Source organism: Nocardioides sp. T5 (genome assembly GCF_048161455.1).
Classification (GTDB): Bacteria; Actinomycetota; Actinomycetes; order Propionibacteriales; family Nocardioidaceae; genus Nocardioides.
The window spans coordinates 3017099-3031575 of record NZ_CP182415.1; the positions used below are offsets into that span (position 1 = coordinate 3017099).

Here is a 14477-nt window from a genome sequence, read left to right on the forward strand (position 1 = left end):
GTCATCCTTGCCGATCCGACCATCAAGTTGTGGCGAAACCCTCGTCAGGGCCGCCTGTACAGCACTAGCGTCGTGCCATGGGCGACTGGAAGATCGGTGACGACCGACGGCGACGCAGCACCGACCAGCTCCGCGAGCTTCGCGAGGCCAACGACGGACAGGTGGCCTGGGACACGGAGGCACCCGCGGACTTCACCTACCTCTTCCATCCCGACCACGTGCTCGTGGGAGCCGAGGACGTGGACGAGTTCGAGGCGGCTGTCGCGCGGCTCGACAAAGACATCCTGGGTGAGCCCCCCCGACGCGACGACGTGCTCCTGCTGGGTGGCGACCTCGTGCGCTACGTGCTGGCGGAGCGCTCCGGTGGCGAGTCGGTGCCCGACGTGCTCGAGCTGCTGGAACGAGGCGGCCTGCGCCAAGGCCTCGCGTCACCCGACCACTGGGTCCACGTGTCCCCCGGAGGCGGCACCGCATGCCCGGCTGTGGAGCCCGAGGAGACCGGGCTGACCGAGCCGTGGCCGCCGGTCGCCCCGCAGGACGAGGGCCACGACGTGCGCGTCGTGGTCGTCGACACCGGCTGGAACCCTCCGTCCGGCAACGACCCCCGCACGCCCTGGCTCAAGGGAGTCGACGGCGACGACGAGCTCAACGGTCCGGACCTGCGCCCCTACGCCGGGCACGGGACCTTCATCGCCGGGGTCGTGCGCTGCATGGCGCCCCTGACGACGGTGTTCGTAGAGGGCTTCGCCATCGGCGGTGTGGGCGGTGGCGGCATCCTGGAGTCCGAGATGGTGCGCCAGCTCGAGGAAGCCATGGCCCGCAAGCCGCAGGTGATCAACCTGTCCGCAGGCTGCCGCACCCGCCTCGACCTGCCGTCGATCGCCTTCTCGCGGTTCTACCGGCGTCACCTCAAGGGCGAGGACTGCGTGCTCGTCGCGGCAGCCGGTAACGACTCGTGGGCAGCACCGTTCTGGCCTGCCGCCTTCCCCTGGGCCGTCGGCGTGGGCTCGCTCGACCGGGACGGTCGCGTCTCGTCCTTCTCCAACTACGGCGTCTCTGCGGACGTCTACGCGCTCGGCCGCAACATCGTGAACGCGTTCCCCGACGGCACCTTCGAATGCCACGAGACGCCCAACAAGGGGGACGTGCGGGTGTTCGGCACCGGTCTGGCGCGGTGGAGCGGCACGTCCTTCGCGGCACCGATCGTGGCCGGCCTGATCGCCCGCGAGATCAGCGAGACCGGCTCGTCAGCGGCCGATGCCCGCGACGCGGTGCTCGCCCGCGCGGTCTACGACTCCGACCCGCTGGTGGGCCCCCACATGGAGCTGCGCCAGCCCTACCCCCACCCCTGAGGAAGGGCCGGCGCCTCAGAGCTCGATCCAGCGGCTGGTCGCCGAGCGGTCGCCGTCGCGCACCGTGAAGCGGACCGAACCGGTCGGCTCCGCGACGAGGGCGAAGAACCCCACCTCGTCGAGGCCGGTGGTCCAGCTCTGCCCGTCGGTCGTCTCGACCACCACCTCGACGGTCCCCATGTCACCGTCGAAGTCCAGCAGCTGTCCGCGCACCTGGCCCTCGTCGAGCTCGGCGTCGAGCGACCAGCCCTCGGCGGCGGTGAAGTAGAGGATCCGCGACGTGGCGAGCCCCCTCACCTGGGCAGCGGGCTCGTCACGCGAGTCACGGACCAGGGTGAGCATCTCCCACTCCTCGTCGAGGTCGGCGGCAGCGACGGCGGCGATCATCGTCGCGACGAGGCCGGGCGGCGGCGGGTCGTAGGTCATCCACATGTCACGCAGTTCCTCGAGGAGAGCGGCGTCCCCATCAGTCATCGCTCGCCTCCTTTCATCAGGGCGGTCCGGACCTTGGCCAGGCACCGGGCCCGGGTGGGGCCGATGCTCCCGACGGGCATGTCGAGGTCCTGGCTGATCGACTGGTAGTCGGGGCGGTCCATGAAGGCCACGACTCTCAGCAGCTTGCGGCAACGTTCGTCGACGGACGCCACGGCCCCCCAGAGCCGTGCCGCCTCGTCGTCGCGCACGGCGGACGCCTCGGCCGACTCCGCATCCGGGAGGGCGGCGTGCAGCGTCTCGTCCTGCACCGGGGTCGCACGTCGTGCGGCCCGGGCTTGCGCGGCGGCGCCGCGCCTGGCTGAGGTGATCAGCCAGGACGCGACCGCCTGTGGGTCCTCGATGGTCCGGTGGAGCCGTACGAAACCGAGCCAGGTCGCCTGGACCACGTCCTCGGCGCTCTGACGGTCGTGGCCGTAGGCCCTCACCACGTGCCACAGGATCGGCGTCATCGTGGTCACCAGCTCGTCCATCGCTCCGGCGTCCCCCGAACGCCAGGCGATGAACGCCCCACTGGCCATGTCCCACGGTGACTGCTCGGACTGCCCCTCAGTCCTTCGGTCCTCTGACATGACGACCATTGTCCCCATGTCAGCTCAGGTGCGCGTACACCCCTGCGTGATACACCTCGGACAAATGTTTTTCGGCCGGCTCCAGCACTAGAACATCAGCGTCGCGAAGGTCGCCGTCTGCACGAACCCGACCCGTGCGTACGCCGCCCGCGCGGGGGTGTTCCACTCGTTGACGTAGAGCGAGACGACCGGCGCCATGCCGGAGCCGATGACGTGGGAGACCACGGCCGCCATGCCGCTGCTCGACAGCCCCTCGCCCCTGCGGTCGGGACGGACCCACACGCCCTGCACCTGGGCGGCGTACGGCGTCACGCAGGCGACCTCGGCCTTGAAGACCACGCCCTGGTCGTCGAAGCTCGCCATCGACCAGCCCCGGCCGATCAGCTGCTGGATCCGCGCGCGGTAGAGGTCTCCCCCGCCCGCGTCGTTCTCCGGGGAGACGCCGACCTCCTCGGTGTACATCGCCACGCACGCCGGGTAGAGCACGTCGAGGTCGAGCGGCGTGGTGACCCGCACGTGGGGGTCCGCAGCGATCGTCGGGAGCCGGCCCATCTCGAGGTGCGGCTGGTCGAGCCGGAGCTCGCGAGGCCTGGCCCAGCGCGGCTCGATCACCTCCCACAGCGCGGCCACCACGTCAGCGGGTCCGACGATGGTGCCGACGGTGTTGCGGCGCCGCAGCGCCACGTCGGCGAACGCACCCACGTCGTGCGGAGTGCACTGCACCGGGACCAGGTTGGCCCCCAGGTGACAGCCCGCGACGAGCCGGTCCCCGTCGAAGCGGCCCCACACCTGACCTCCGAGCCACCGCTCGTCGAGGTTGGTGAGGCGGGCGCGGTAGTCGGCGAAGACGTTGACGACCGGGTCCTGCTCCGCGAGCGCGATGAAGGCGTCCCGGTCGCCCGGGCCCAGCACGCGCACCTGCTCGCGGGTCCTCAGCACCTTCGTGAGCCTAGGGGTGCGCGACGTCGCGGGACCAGCGGGACCACCCGCCGAGGCCGTCAGGAGACGCTGACGCTGGCTTCGGCACCCTCGATCGGCTCCATCCCCTCGGCGATGCGCATGGCCTCCTCGATGAGGGTCTCCACGATCTGCGACTCCGGGACGGTCTTGATGACCTCGCCCTTGACGAAGATCTGGCCCTTGCCGTTGCCGGAGGCGACACCGAGGTCGGCCTCGCGGGCCTCACCCGGACCGTTGACGACGCAGCCCATGACGGCGACGCGCAGCGGCACCTCCATGCCCTCGAGGCCGGCGGTGACCTCCTCGGCGAGCTTGTAGACGTCGACCTGCGCGCGACCGCAGCTCGGGCAGGAGACGATCTCGAGCCGGCGCGGCTTGAGGTTGAGCGACTCCAGGATCTGGAGGCCGACCTTGACCTCCTCGACCGGCGGCGCGGACAGCGAGACGCGGATGGTGTCGCCGATGCCCTTGCTGAGCAGGTGGCCGAAGGCGACCGCGGACTTGATGGTGCCCTGGAAGGCGGGGCCGGCCTCGGTGACGCCGAGGTGCAGCGGCCAGTCGCCCGCCTCGGCGAGCAGCTCGTAGGCGCGCACCATCACGACAGGGTCGTTGTGCTTGACCGAGATCTTGAAGTCGTGGAAGTCGTGCTCCTCGAACAGGCTCGCCTCCCACACGGCCGACTCGACGAGCGCCTCGGGCGTGGCCTTGCCGTACTTGTCGAGGATGCGCTTGTCGAGCGAGCCGGCGTTGACGCCGATCCGGATCGAGGTGCCGCGGTCCTTGGCGGCCCGGGCGATCTCCTTGACCTGGTCGTCGAACTTGCGGATGTTGCCCGGGTTGACCCGGACGGCCGCGCAGCCGGCGTCGATGGCGGCGAAGACGTACTTCGGCTGGAAGTGGATGTCGGCGATCACCGGGATCTGCGAGTGCTGCGCGATCTCCGGCAGCGCGTCGGCGTCGTCCTGGCTCGGGCACGCCACGCGCACGATGTCGCAGCCCGTGGCGGTGAGCTCGGCGATCTGCTGGAGGGTCGAGTTCACGTCGGAGGTCAGCGTCGTGGTCATCGACTGGACCGAGATCGGCGAGTCGCTGCCGACGCCCACGGACCCCACCTTGATCTGGCGGGTCTTGCGGCGCGGTGCCAGGACGGGGGGCGGGAGGGCGGGCATGCCCAGGCCGACAGAAGTCATGGCCTCATCGTACGGGCCGGACGGCAGGACACCGCTGCTCGGGCACGCCTCCCGCGCACGCCCGGACAGCGGCGACCCCCGCAGGATTCCACGGGCCGGTAGCCCTGTCCGTCGATCACGGAGTGGTGTGGACCACCCCCCGACCAACCCGGGCGGCCTGGGCCGGCTCGCTCAGCTCAGTCGCAGGGGTACGACGATGTCCGCGACGATGAGGACCACGCCCATCACCAGCATCGCGAGCCCCACGACGTAGGCCACCGGAAGCAGCTTGGCGACGTCGACGTGCCCGGGGTCCGGGCGCCCGAGGAGGCGGGCGAGGCCGCGCTTGAGGCCTTCGTAGAGGGCACCCGCGATGTGGCCGCCGTCGAGGGGCAGCAGCGGCACGAAGTTGAACATGCCGATGAAGAAGTTGAAGCTCGCGATGAGGAACAGCAGCGTCACGATCTTGTCCATGACCGGGAAGGCCTCGGCCGACGCCGCCTCGCCGGCGAAGCGGCCGCCGCCCACGATCGACACCGGGCTCTCGGGGTCGCGCTCCTGCAGCCCGACGATCGCGCGCCCGACCTCGTAGACCTTGACCGGCAGCTGGCCGAGCGCCTGGACCGTCTCGACCGTCATCGTCCCCATCTGCTCGGTCGTGTAGAGCAGGCCGCCGGTCTCGAGGCGGGAATCCGGCTGCACGCCGAGGAAGCCGACCTCGGTGAGGGTGCGGTCCTCGATCGACGTCTGGCGCAGCGTGACGGTCGTGTTGGTCGTCAGCGTGAGCTGCTCGTCGCCGCGGCGGACCTCGATGACGGCGTCGCCGTCGGCGTTGGCGCGGATCTGCGACTGGAAGCTGTCCCAGTCACGGAAGGGCGTGCCGTTGAAGCTGAGGATCTCGTCGCCGGGGCGGATCCCCGCCTCCTTGGCGGGGGTGGGCGGGTCGTCGGCGGTGCACGCCCGGCCCTGGTCCTCGACCGGCACCACGCACTCGGGCACGGCGGCCACGACGGGCTCGACGACCTCGTCGCGGGGGTTGCCGTAGGTCGCGAAGAGCAGCGTGAAGAGCCCGAACGCGATGGCGATGTTGACCATCGGCCCGCCCGCCATCACGATCACCTTCTTCCACCACACGAGGCGGTAGAAGAGCCGGTCGGTGTCGTGCTCCTTGACGTACTCCCACTCCGCGGCGCGGGCGTCGGAGATCAGCTGGGTGAACATGCCCGTGTTGGAGCGCCGGACCTTGTGGACCGCCTCGCCGTCCTCGTCGTACGTCGTCTCCTCGACGAGGTCCTCCGCACCCGGGGGCAGCATCCCGACGATCTTGACGTAGCCGCCGAGCGGGATCGCCTTGACGCCGTACTCGGTGTCGCCGATCTGCTTGCTCCACACCGTCGGGCCGAAGCCGATGAACCACTGCGGCACCTTGCAGCCGAACTTCTTCGCCGGCACGAGGTGCCCGAACTCGTGCAGCCCGATGGAGACGAGGATCGCCAGGACGAAGGCGACGACACCCAAGGTGTAGAGCAGGGCGGACATGCGTGGAGGTCCTTCTCGGGTGGGGTCGGGTGGAGCGTCAGATGAGGGACGCGGCCTCGGCTCGCGCCCAGGCGTCCGCGGCGAGGACGTCGTCGACGGAGAGGTGCTCCTTCGATGGTACGTCGTGGCGGTCAAGGACGTGTGCCACCGTGGAGACGATGTCGGGGAATCCCAGCCGCCCCTCGTGGAAGGCGTCGACGGCGACCTCGTTGGCGGCGTTGTAGACCGCGGGCGCGGTGCCGCCGCGCTCCCCCGCGGTCCGAGCGAGGGTGACGGCGGGGAAGACCACGTCGTCGAGCGGCTCGAAGCGCCAGTCGGCGGCCTTCGTCCAGTCGATCGGCGTCTCCGCGTCGGGGACCCGGTCGGGCCAGCCCATCCCGAGCGAGATCGGGACCAGCATGGTCGGCAGGCCGAGCTGGGCCACCACGGCGCCGTCGACGAACTCGACCATCGAGTGGATCAGCTGCTGCGGGTGGACGACGACGTCAATCCTGTCGAAGGGGATGTCGAAGAGCAGGTGCGCCTCGATCACCTCGAGTCCCTTGTTGACGAGCGTGGCGGAGTTGGTGGTGATGACGCGACCCATCGCGAAGTTGGGGTGGGCGAGGGCCTGCTCGGGCGTGACGTCGGCCAGCTCGTCCGCCGTGCGCCCGCGGAAGGGGCCGCCGGACGCGGTCAGGACGAGTCGGCGTACCTCCTCGGCGGAGCCGGCGCGCAGGCTCTGGGCGATGGCGCTGTGCTCGGAGTCGACCGGCACGATCTGCCCCGGCCGCGCGCGCTCCTTCACCAGCGGGCCGCCGATGATGAGCGACTCCTTGTTGGCCAGGGCGAGCGTGGTGCCCGCGTCGAGCGCCGCGAGGGTGGGCCGGAGCCCGACCGCGCCGGTGATGCCGTTGAGGACCACGTCGCACGGTCGGCCGGCGGCCTCGGTGGACGCCTCCTCCCCCAGCCCGGAGTACCCCGGTGCGAACTCCGCGACCTGGGCCTCGAACAGCTCGGGGTTCGACCCGCCGGCAGTGAGCCCGACGACCCGGAAGCGGTCGGGGTGGGCACGGACGAGGTCGAGCGCCTGGGTGCCGATGGACCCGGTCGAGCCGAGGATGACGATGTCGCGGGCAGTCACCGCGCCAGTCTGTCAGGACGCCGCGCGCGGACCGCGCGCGCCGGGTTCAGCCCTCCGGCGCGTCGAACGACCAGAACCTCAGCCCGCCGACCTCGACGAGCGTGGCCCCGGCCGGCACCGGCAGCGTGTGGTCGTCCGGCGCGCCGAGGGCGGCCAGGACCGTGAGCGTGTCGGCACCGTGCCGGGCGAGCACCGCGTCGCCGGGTACGTCGGCGCACCCGGACGGGTCGGTGCGGCCGGCGCGCATGGCGACGTCCCACGGGACGGCCTCCTCGTCGACCGCGAACACCACACCGTCCGGGCCGCTGCGGACGACCACCTTCCCGGTCGCGCCGGGCGAGTCGTCGTACTGCGCCAGGGCGCCGACGCGGGCGGCCGCGAGCGCAGTGACGACGCCGGCGCCCTGCGGCAGGGACCCGACGGCGACCTGGTCCCCGACGTCCACGCCGAAGGCACGCATCACCCCGGCGCACGCGGCGACCTCGGTGAGCAGCCACGCGAAGGTGCGCTCCGAGCCGTCGAGGTGCGCCGCGACGTCGTCGGCACGGCCGCGGACGACGTGGAGGTCGAGGGCGTTGTAGCAGGCGTTGAGGAGGCCGGGGTGGTCGTCGGTGGGCGCCCGGAACCAGGTCACGTCCGTCGTCTCGCTCGTCATCGTCAGCCGATCCCGTTGTCGGCGGTGGCGGCCGGCTTGGCGGGCGTGCGAAGCCAGGCGTCGAAGAAGGCGCCCAGGTCCTGCCCGCTCACCCGGGCGGCCACCTCCTCGAACTCCGCGGTGGAGCCGTTGCCGCCGCGCTGCTCGCGGATCCAGGTGCGGACGACCTGCCAGAAGGCGTCGTCGCCGACCCGGTTGCGCAGCGCCTGCAGCGTCATGGCGCCGCGGCCGTAGACCGCGCCGTCGAAGACCTTGGCCGCCCCCGGGTCGCCGACCACCACCTGCCAGAAGGCCGAGGTCGCGTCGACGTTGTCGTAGTAGCTGCGCAGGATCGCGGCGCCGGAGCGGCCGCCGTGCGTCTCGGTCCAGCGCCACTCCATGAAGGTGGCGAAGCCCTCGTTGAGCCAGATGTCGGACCAGCGCTCGACCGCGATGTCGTCACCGAACCACTGGTGGGCGAGCTCGTGGACGACGAGGCTGGTCGCGCTCGCGCCGACCGCGGGGTAGGTGGGCCGGGTCTGGTTCTCCAGGGCGAAGCCCGGGTTGAGGCCGGTGGTGATGCCGCCGACGACCGAGAACGGGTAGTCGCCGAGGTCCTTCTCGAGCCCGGCGACGACCGTCGGGGTCTTCTTCATCAGCCGCATGCTGGCCGCCTGGTCGCGCTCGTCCAGTCGCTCCGAGACAGCGACGAGCCACGGCAGCCCGCGGTGCGTGCCCTTCTCGATCGCGAAGTCGCCCGCGGCGAAGAACGCGAGGTAGGGCACCATCGGCTCGTCGGCCCGCCAGTGCCACTGGGTCGACGTCCTGCCCACCTCACGGTCGCGCAGCTTGCCGTTGGAGACGACCTCGCGGCCGTTGGGCACGCGGACCTTCACGTCGACGACGGCCTTGTCGAGCGGGTGGTCGTTGGCGGGGAACCACCACGGAGCCATGTGCGGCTCGTTCATCGTGATGACCTCGTGCTTGCTGGCCAGCCAGTTCCGCTCCCCGGCGTACGAGTGTCGCGCCGGGCGGTCGGCGTACGACACCACGACCGTGTGCCTGCTGCCGGCCGCGAGCGGACGGTCCGGGGTGATCCGCAGCTCGTGCCCGCCGTCGGTCTTCGCGAACCGAGCCTTCTCGCCGTCGACAGTCACCTTTGAGACCTTGAGGAGGAAGTCGAGGGAGAAGCTGGCGAGGTCCTGGGTCGCCGTCAGGTCGATCGCCGTGCGGCCGCTGAGCCGCTTCGTCTCGAGGTCGTAGCGGTTGGAGATCTTGTAGGTGGCCACGTCGATGCCACCGTTGCCGTCGAGCGGCCAGTAGGGGTCGCCGATGCCGGACGCCCCGTCGACGGGCGCGGCAGTGGCGTGCGCGGTCGACGCCGCGCCACCGATCCCGACGCCGAGCCCGGCAGCCAGCACGGTGGCGAGCGCGGCGGACAGGGCGGGACGGACGGTTCGGTGCGGGCGCGTGGTCACCGTCCGAACCTAGCGCGGTTAATTGCGTTGCGCTGGCGCTCCTGACGCAGCGACGATGGGCAGTGCCCGCCGCGTGCGTGCATTCCACCGTGCCGACCCGAGCCGGTGCCGTGAGACGAGAGGAGCCGTGACATGTCGATCGCTGTCCTCGGCCTGCCCGCCGACCACCTCTCGCACACACGGAGCACCTACGTTGTCGCACCTCTACACCGATCCATCCTTCCCGGAGGACTTCCTCCGGCCTGACGACCGGTCGCCCCTCGAGGGCATCGACGAGTCGTTCGTCTTCACCTACGACACCTACGCCGACGAGCTCGGCGAGGGTCAGCGCTGGTCCCGCTGGGAGGACCTCGAGGCCCTGATGAAGGGTCCGGAACCGCGCCCCGACTGGGTCGTGACCTCCAGCGGCGCCATCGACACCGAGCTCGGCGTCCTCAAGACCGGCAAGGAGGCCGACGTCTTCCTCCTCGAGCGCGAGGACCCGCACCGCCCGGAGACCGCCGTCGTGATGGCCGCCAAGCGCTACCGCGACACCGACCACCGCACGTTCCACCGGGCGGCCTCCTACACCGAGGGCCGATCGATGAAACGCTCCCGCGACAACCGCGCGCTCAAGCGCAAGTCCACGTGGGGCAAGCAGGTCGCGGCCGGCGAGTGGGCCGTCTCGGAGTGGAACGCCCTGCGTCGCTGCTGGGAGCTCGGCCTGCCCGTCCCCTACCCGGTGCAGATCGACGAGACCGAGATCCTCATGGAGTGGATCACGGTCACCGTCGACGGGGAGACCGAGACCGCGCCCCGCGTGGCCCAGGTCCGCCCGGAGCGGTCGGTCGTCGAGGGCTTCTACGAGCAGCTGCGCGACGCGCTCACCACGCTCGTCCAGGCCGGCCTGGTGCACGGCGACCTGTCGCCCTACAACACCCTGGCGGCGGGCGAGCGGCTGGTGATCATCGACCTGCCGCAGATGGTGGACCTCGTCGGCAACCCACGCGGCATGGACTTCCTGCTGCGCGACTGCGCCAACATGTGCGCGTGGTTCCGCTCGCGCGGGCTCGCGGTCGACGAGCAGGAGCTGTTCGGCGAGCTGATGGCGCACGCCTTCTAGGGCAGGCTCGCCCTCGGGTCAGGAGGCTCGAGGGCGAGCACCTTAGGTTTGGCCCCGTGAAGCACTCCCACGGACGCGTCGTCGACGTCACGACCCTGGCCGACCTCGACCGGAGGCTGGCGGGTGGTGCGCAGTCGCTCACGGGCTGGCGCGTGGTCGGGCTCGACCTGACCGAGCGCGGACCGGCGCTGCTGGAGCGGTCGCTGGGCCAGGCCCTGTTCCTCGGCTGCGAGTTCGCCGACGGCTACGACGACGACGTACGCCGTGCCGGGGCGATCGTGCTGCCCGACATCCCCGGCATCCCGGTCGACACCTACAGGGCCACGCTTTACTCCCCCGGCGACCTCTACGACGCACCGCGCTACGACGACACCCTCGACGCGCGCACCTACGCCTGGTCGCGGCACGGCACCAGTCCCGAGGACGCGCTCGCGATGGCGCTGCACGACCACCACGTCGACGCGGCCCTGGCCGCGTGGGTGGCGGACCGTGACGTCGTGGGCGTCATGGGCGGGCACGCCCTCGAGCGCGGCAGCACGGCGTACGCCGCGGCCGCCCGACTCGGCCACGCGCTGGGCGACCACCTGACCGTGGCCACCGGCGGCGGGCCGGGGGCCATGGAGGCGGCCAACCTGGGTGCGTTCCTGCCCGACGGCCTCGACGGCGCGCTGGCCCGTCTCGCCACGGTCCCTTCGTTCCAGCCCGACGTGGGCGCCTGGGCGCGGGTCGCTCTCGACGTCGTGGGCGAGACCACCGACGGCCGGGAGTCGCTCGGCATCCCCACGTGGCACTACGGCCACGAGCCGCCCAACGTCTTCGCCACCTCGATCGCGAAGTTCTTCGCCAACGCCCCGCGCGAGGCGCTGCTGCTCGAGGTGTGCACGGCGGGCATCGTGTTCCTGCCGGGAGCGGGTGGCACGGTTCAGGAGATCTTCCAGGACGCCTGCGAGAACTACTACGCCGGCCGCACCGCCGTGGCTCCCATGGTGCTGCTCGGGCGTCGCTACTGGACCGAGGAGCTGCCGGTGTGGCCGCTGCTGAAGGCGCTGGCCGCCGGCCGGGTGATGGAGCCGCACGTCCACCTCGTCGACAGTGTCGAGGAGGCGGTGGAGGTCGTGCGGGACACGGTCAGCCAGCGCGACGGCGGCTCGTTGCCGGCGTGATGACGTCGCGGTAATGGTCGACGAGCAGCTCGTTGACCGCCTGCCAGGTCCGCCCCTGCACGCTCTGGCGGGCGGCGAGCGCCATCCTGCGCCGGAGCACCGGGTGCGTGACGAGGCGTTGGACGTGCGCCACCAGCTCCGCGGCGTCACCGGGCTCGTAGAGGTGGCCGGCGACGGTGTCGGCCACGACGTCGATCGGCCCGCCCGAGCGCGGCGCGACCACCGGCACGCCGCTGGCCAGGGCCTCCTGGGCGGACTGGCAGTAGGTCTCGTGGCGGCCGGTGTGCACGAAGACGTCGAGGGTGGCGTAGGCCCGGGCGAGCTCGTCGCCGTGCAGGACGCCGAGGAACGCCGCACCGGGGAGCAGTGTCCGCAGGCGGGCCTCCTCGGGTCCGCCGCCGACCAGCACGAGGCGGACGCCCGGGAGCCGGTCGACGTGGGCGAGCAGCTCGAGCTCCTTCTCGGCGGCCAGGCGTCCGACGTACCCCACGAGCGCCTCGCCGCGTGGGGCGAGCTCGGCGTGGAGGGCCTCGTCGCGACGGGCCGGCGTGAACAGCACCTGGTCCACGCCCCGCGGCCAACGAGCGACGGCGTCCACGCCCAGTCGGGCGAGCTGGTCGATGCTCGCGGTCGAGGGGGCCAGGGTGCGGTCCACGCCGAGGTGGATGCGGCGGGTCAGCGCCTCCATCGTCCGGGCGCCGCCCGGCACGCCGTAGCGCTGGGCGAACCCGACCAGGTCGGTCTGGTAGATCGCCACCGTGGGGATGTCGAGCGACCGGGCCGCCCGCGCGGCCTGGTGGCCGAGCGTCGCGGGTGAGGCGATGTGCACCACGTCCGGGCGGAACCGCTCCATCGTCGAGCGCAGCCGCCGACGGGTCTCCAGCCCGATCCGGAAGTCTGCGTAGAACGGCAGGCTGGCGCCCCGCGCGTGGGTGACGGGGAAGCCGGCGTACGTCGCCGGGCCGGTCGGTGCGACCAGCTCGGCTGCGTGGCCCTCGGCGGCCAGGTGCTCCAGCACCCGGCGCACGGAGTTCGTGACGCCGTTGACCTGGGGCAGGAAGGACTCGGTGACCACGAGGACGCGGAGCCGTGGTGCGGAGGCGTGGCGGTCGCCGGGGAGGTGGACGAGGGTGGCCGGTGCGGTGCGGCTGCGACGCCGCCTCTCGAGCAGGTCCATGCCACGGACGCTAGGGAGCGCGCCGCAACGCCACGTCCCGTCCGGGCAGACGACACGTGAACGGTCACCGACGCTCCGGAACCGCTCCGGGACCGCTCCCCAAGCTGCTCGGGCTACTCCTTGGCCGCGAGCTGGCCGCAGGCCCCGTCGATCTCACGCCCGCGCGTGTCGCGGACCGTGGTCGGGATGCCCTTGGCCTCGAGGCGGCGGACGAACTCCCGCTCGTCGGCCGGGTCGGACGCCGTCCACTTCGAGCCCTCGATCGGGTTGAGCGGGATCAGGTTGACGTGCACCCAGCCCCAGTCGCCGTACGAGTTGAGCACGTCGGCGAGCAGGTCGGCGCGGTGCGCCTGGTCGTTGATGCCGCGCATCATGGCGTACTCGATGGACACACGCCGCTTGGTGACGCGGGCGTAGTCCCAGGCCGCCTCGACGGTCTCGGCGACCGAGAAGCGGGTGTTGATCGGCACCAGCTCGTTGCGCAGCTCGTCGTCGGGGGCGTGCAGGCTGAGGGCGAGGGTGACCGGGATGCCCTCCTCGGTGAGCTGCCGGATGCGGGGCACGAGGCCCACCGTCGAGACGGTGATGCCGCGGGCGCTCATGCCGAGGCCGGCCGGCGACGGGTCCGTGAGGCGGCGTACGGCACCGACCACGGCCTTGTAGTTGGCGAGCGGCTCACCCATGCCCATGAACACGACGTTGGACACGCGACCCGGCCCACCGGGCACCTCGCCGCGGGCCAGCGAACGGGCGCCGGCGACGACCTGCTCGACGATCTCGGCGGTCGACATGTTGCGCTGCAGGCCGCCCATCCCGGTGGCGCAGAACGGGCAGGCCATGCCGCAGCCAGCCTGGCTGGACACGCACACCGTGGCGCGGTCGGGGTAGCGCATGAGCACCGACTCGACCAGGGCACCGTCGAAGAGCTTCCAGAGCGTCTTGCGCGTGGTGCCCCGGTCGGCCTCCATCGTGCGCAGCGGCGTCATCAGGTCGGGCAGCAGCGCGGCGACGAGGTCGTCGCGCTGGCCGGCAGGCAGGTCGGTCATCTCGGCCGGGTCGTCGACGAGGCGCGCGAAGTAGTGGTTCGAGAGCTGCTTGGCCCGGAAGCCGGGCAGGCCCATCTCCTCGAGGCGTGCCTTGCGGCCCGCCTCGTCGAGGTCGGCCAGGTGCGGCGGCGGCTTCTTGCGGCCGCGCGGCTCGTCCATGACGAGGGGAAGGGTCTTGATCGGCTCGGTCATCGCCCCCGATCCTCCCATCCCCCGGGCGCGGGGGCCATTCAGCGGGTCGAGCGTCAGGCGTCGACCATGAAGTAGAGGACCAGGGAGGCGACGCCACCGACGACGAGAGCGGTGACGATCATGCCCACGAACATGAACTGGGCGAAGCGGCGGGTCTTGCGCATCACGAGCATCGCGATCGGCACGGCGAGCGCGAGGAGCACGAACGGGAAGAGCCGCTCTGCGGTCTCATAGCTGAACAGCAGTCGCAGCAGCCCCGCGAAGGCGCCCGGCAGGGCGGTGACGAAGAGCATCCCGGCGAAGAAGCCGGTGATGCCCGCGAACGTGGGGTGGCTGTGGTGCCACCACCCGAGCTGCTCCTCGGGCGCCTCCGCGGGCTCCCGGACCTGTTCTGTCTCCACGGGACCAGCCTAGGCGTTCGGCACCGGCGGCCCGCGCTGGGCACGCGGGGCCCGCTCGGCGGCAGGGACGACCTGTC

At 71.7% G+C, this 14477-nt stretch carries 14 protein-coding genes; 3 read left to right on the forward strand and 11 right to left on the reverse strand.

Features of this window, described 5'->3' with window-relative positions; all coding sequences use genetic code 11:
• Positions 1 to 77 precede the first annotated feature (77 nt).
• A complete protein-coding gene (locus ACNKF0_RS14725) occupies positions 78 to 1352 on the forward strand; it encodes a S8 family peptidase (RefSeq protein ID WP_299924203.1) in 1275 nt (424 codons plus the stop codon).
• A gap of 15 nt (positions 1353 to 1367) precedes the next feature.
• On the opposite strand, the gene ACNKF0_RS14730 is transcribed toward ACNKF0_RS14725, so the two are convergent.
• From ACNKF0_RS14730 to ACNKF0_RS14765, 8 genes are all read right to left on the reverse strand, one after another.
• Positions 1368 to 1826 (reverse strand): hypothetical protein, encoded by a 459-nt coding sequence (locus tag ACNKF0_RS14730; protein ID WP_299924233.1) that lies wholly within the window; start codon positions 1824 to 1826, stop codon positions 1368 to 1370.
• Entirely contained in the window at positions 1823 to 2416 is a 594-nt protein-coding gene (locus tag ACNKF0_RS14735; RefSeq protein WP_299924236.1) for an RNA polymerase sigma factor, read from the reverse strand. Before ACNKF0_RS14735 ends, ACNKF0_RS14730 begins: the two co-directional genes overlap by 4 nt.
• A gap of 87 nt (positions 2417 to 2503) precedes the next feature.
• Positions 2504 to 3355 (reverse strand): GNAT family N-acetyltransferase, encoded by an 852-nt coding sequence (locus ACNKF0_RS14740; RefSeq protein WP_416953267.1) that lies wholly within the window; start codon positions 3353 to 3355, stop codon positions 2504 to 2506.
• Between the two features lie 59 nt (positions 3356 to 3414).
• Complete coding sequence (gene ispG / locus ACNKF0_RS14745; protein ID WP_416953269.1) at positions 3415 to 4566, reverse strand: flavodoxin-dependent (E)-4-hydroxy-3-methylbut-2-enyl-diphosphate synthase; 1152 nt, start codon at positions 4564 to 4566, stop codon at positions 3415 to 3417.
• Between the two features lie 171 nt (positions 4567 to 4737).
• Positions 4738 to 6084, reverse strand: a complete 1347-nt coding sequence (locus ACNKF0_RS14750) for a M50 family metallopeptidase (protein ID WP_416953271.1) — start codon at positions 6082 to 6084, stop codon at positions 4738 to 4740.
• Positions 6085 to 6121: 37 nt separating this feature from the next.
• Positions 6122 to 7207: a 1-deoxy-D-xylulose-5-phosphate reductoisomerase gene (gene dxr, locus ACNKF0_RS14755; protein WP_416953273.1), complete on the reverse strand. Its 1086-nt coding sequence runs from the start codon at positions 7205 to 7207 to the stop codon at positions 6122 to 6124.
• Positions 7208 to 7253: 46 nt separating this feature from the next.
• Positions 7254 to 7862, reverse strand: coding sequence for a hypothetical protein (locus ACNKF0_RS14760; protein ID WP_416953275.1), 609 nt, complete (start codon positions 7860 to 7862; stop codon positions 7254 to 7256).
• Positions 7863 to 7864: 2 nt separating this feature from the next.
• Positions 7865 to 9319, reverse strand: a complete 1455-nt coding sequence (locus ACNKF0_RS14765; RefSeq protein ID WP_416953277.1) for a M1 family metallopeptidase — start codon at positions 9317 to 9319, stop codon at positions 7865 to 7867.
• Positions 9320 to 9512: 193 nt separating this feature from the next.
• On the opposite strand from ACNKF0_RS14765, the gene ACNKF0_RS14770 reads away from it, so the two are divergent.
• Positions 9513 to 10421, forward strand: a complete 909-nt coding sequence (locus ACNKF0_RS14770) for a serine protein kinase RIO (RefSeq protein ID WP_416953279.1) — start codon at positions 9513 to 9515, stop codon at positions 10419 to 10421.
• 56 nt (positions 10422 to 10477) lie between these two features.
• Positions 10478 to 11584: an LOG family protein gene (locus tag ACNKF0_RS14775; RefSeq protein WP_416953281.1), complete on the forward strand. Its 1107-nt coding sequence runs from the start codon at positions 10478 to 10480 to the stop codon at positions 11582 to 11584.
• Here ACNKF0_RS14775 and ACNKF0_RS14780 read toward each other — a convergent pair.
• From ACNKF0_RS14780 to ACNKF0_RS14790, 3 genes are all read right to left on the reverse strand, one after another.
• Entirely contained in the window at positions 11550 to 12761 is a 1212-nt protein-coding gene (locus ACNKF0_RS14780; protein WP_416953283.1) for a glycosyltransferase family 4 protein, read from the reverse strand. The genes ACNKF0_RS14775 and ACNKF0_RS14780 overlap by 35 nt on opposite strands.
• Before the next feature lie 113 nt (positions 12762 to 12874).
• The gene (rlmN, locus tag ACNKF0_RS14785) at positions 12875 to 13999 is read right to left on the reverse strand and encodes a 23S rRNA (adenine(2503)-C(2))-methyltransferase RlmN (protein ID WP_416953285.1); all 1125 of its coding nucleotides are present in this window, start codon (positions 13997 to 13999) and stop codon (positions 12875 to 12877) included.
• Between the two features lie 53 nt (positions 14000 to 14052).
• Complete coding sequence (locus tag ACNKF0_RS14790; RefSeq protein ID WP_416953287.1) at positions 14053 to 14400, reverse strand: hypothetical protein; 348 nt, start codon at positions 14398 to 14400, stop codon at positions 14053 to 14055.
• Positions 14401 to 14477: the final 77 nt, after the last annotated feature.

Excerpts from the sequence above, each read along its gene's own strand:
- ACNKF0_RS14725 (WP_299924203.1), top strand. The coding sequence starts at position 78 with ATGGGCGACTGGAAGATCGGTGACGACCGACGGCGACGCAGCACCGAC.
- ACNKF0_RS14730 (WP_299924233.1), bottom strand. The coding sequence starts at position 1,826 with ATGACTGATGGGGACGCCGCTCTCCTCGAGGAACTGCGTGACATGTGG.
- ACNKF0_RS14735 (WP_299924236.1), bottom strand. The coding sequence starts at position 2,416 with ATGTCAGAGGACCGAAGGACTGAGGGGCAGTCCGAGCAGTCACCGTGG.
- ispG (WP_416953269.1), bottom strand. The coding sequence starts at position 4,566 with ATGACTTCTGTCGGCCTGGGCATGCCCGCCCTCCCGCCCCCCGTCCTG.
- ACNKF0_RS14750 (WP_416953271.1), bottom strand. The coding sequence starts at position 6,084 with ATGTCCGCCCTGCTCTACACCTTGGGTGTCGTCGCCTTCGTCCTGGCG.
- ACNKF0_RS14760 (WP_416953275.1), bottom strand. The coding sequence starts at position 7,862 with ATGACGAGCGAGACGACGGACGTGACCTGGTTCCGGGCGCCCACCGAC.
- ACNKF0_RS14780 (WP_416953283.1), bottom strand. The coding sequence starts at position 12,761 with ATGGACCTGCTCGAGAGGCGGCGTCGCAGCCGCACCGCACCGGCCACC.
- rlmN (WP_416953285.1), bottom strand. The coding sequence starts at position 13,999 with ATGACCGAGCCGATCAAGACCCTTCCCCTCGTCATGGACGAGCCGCGC.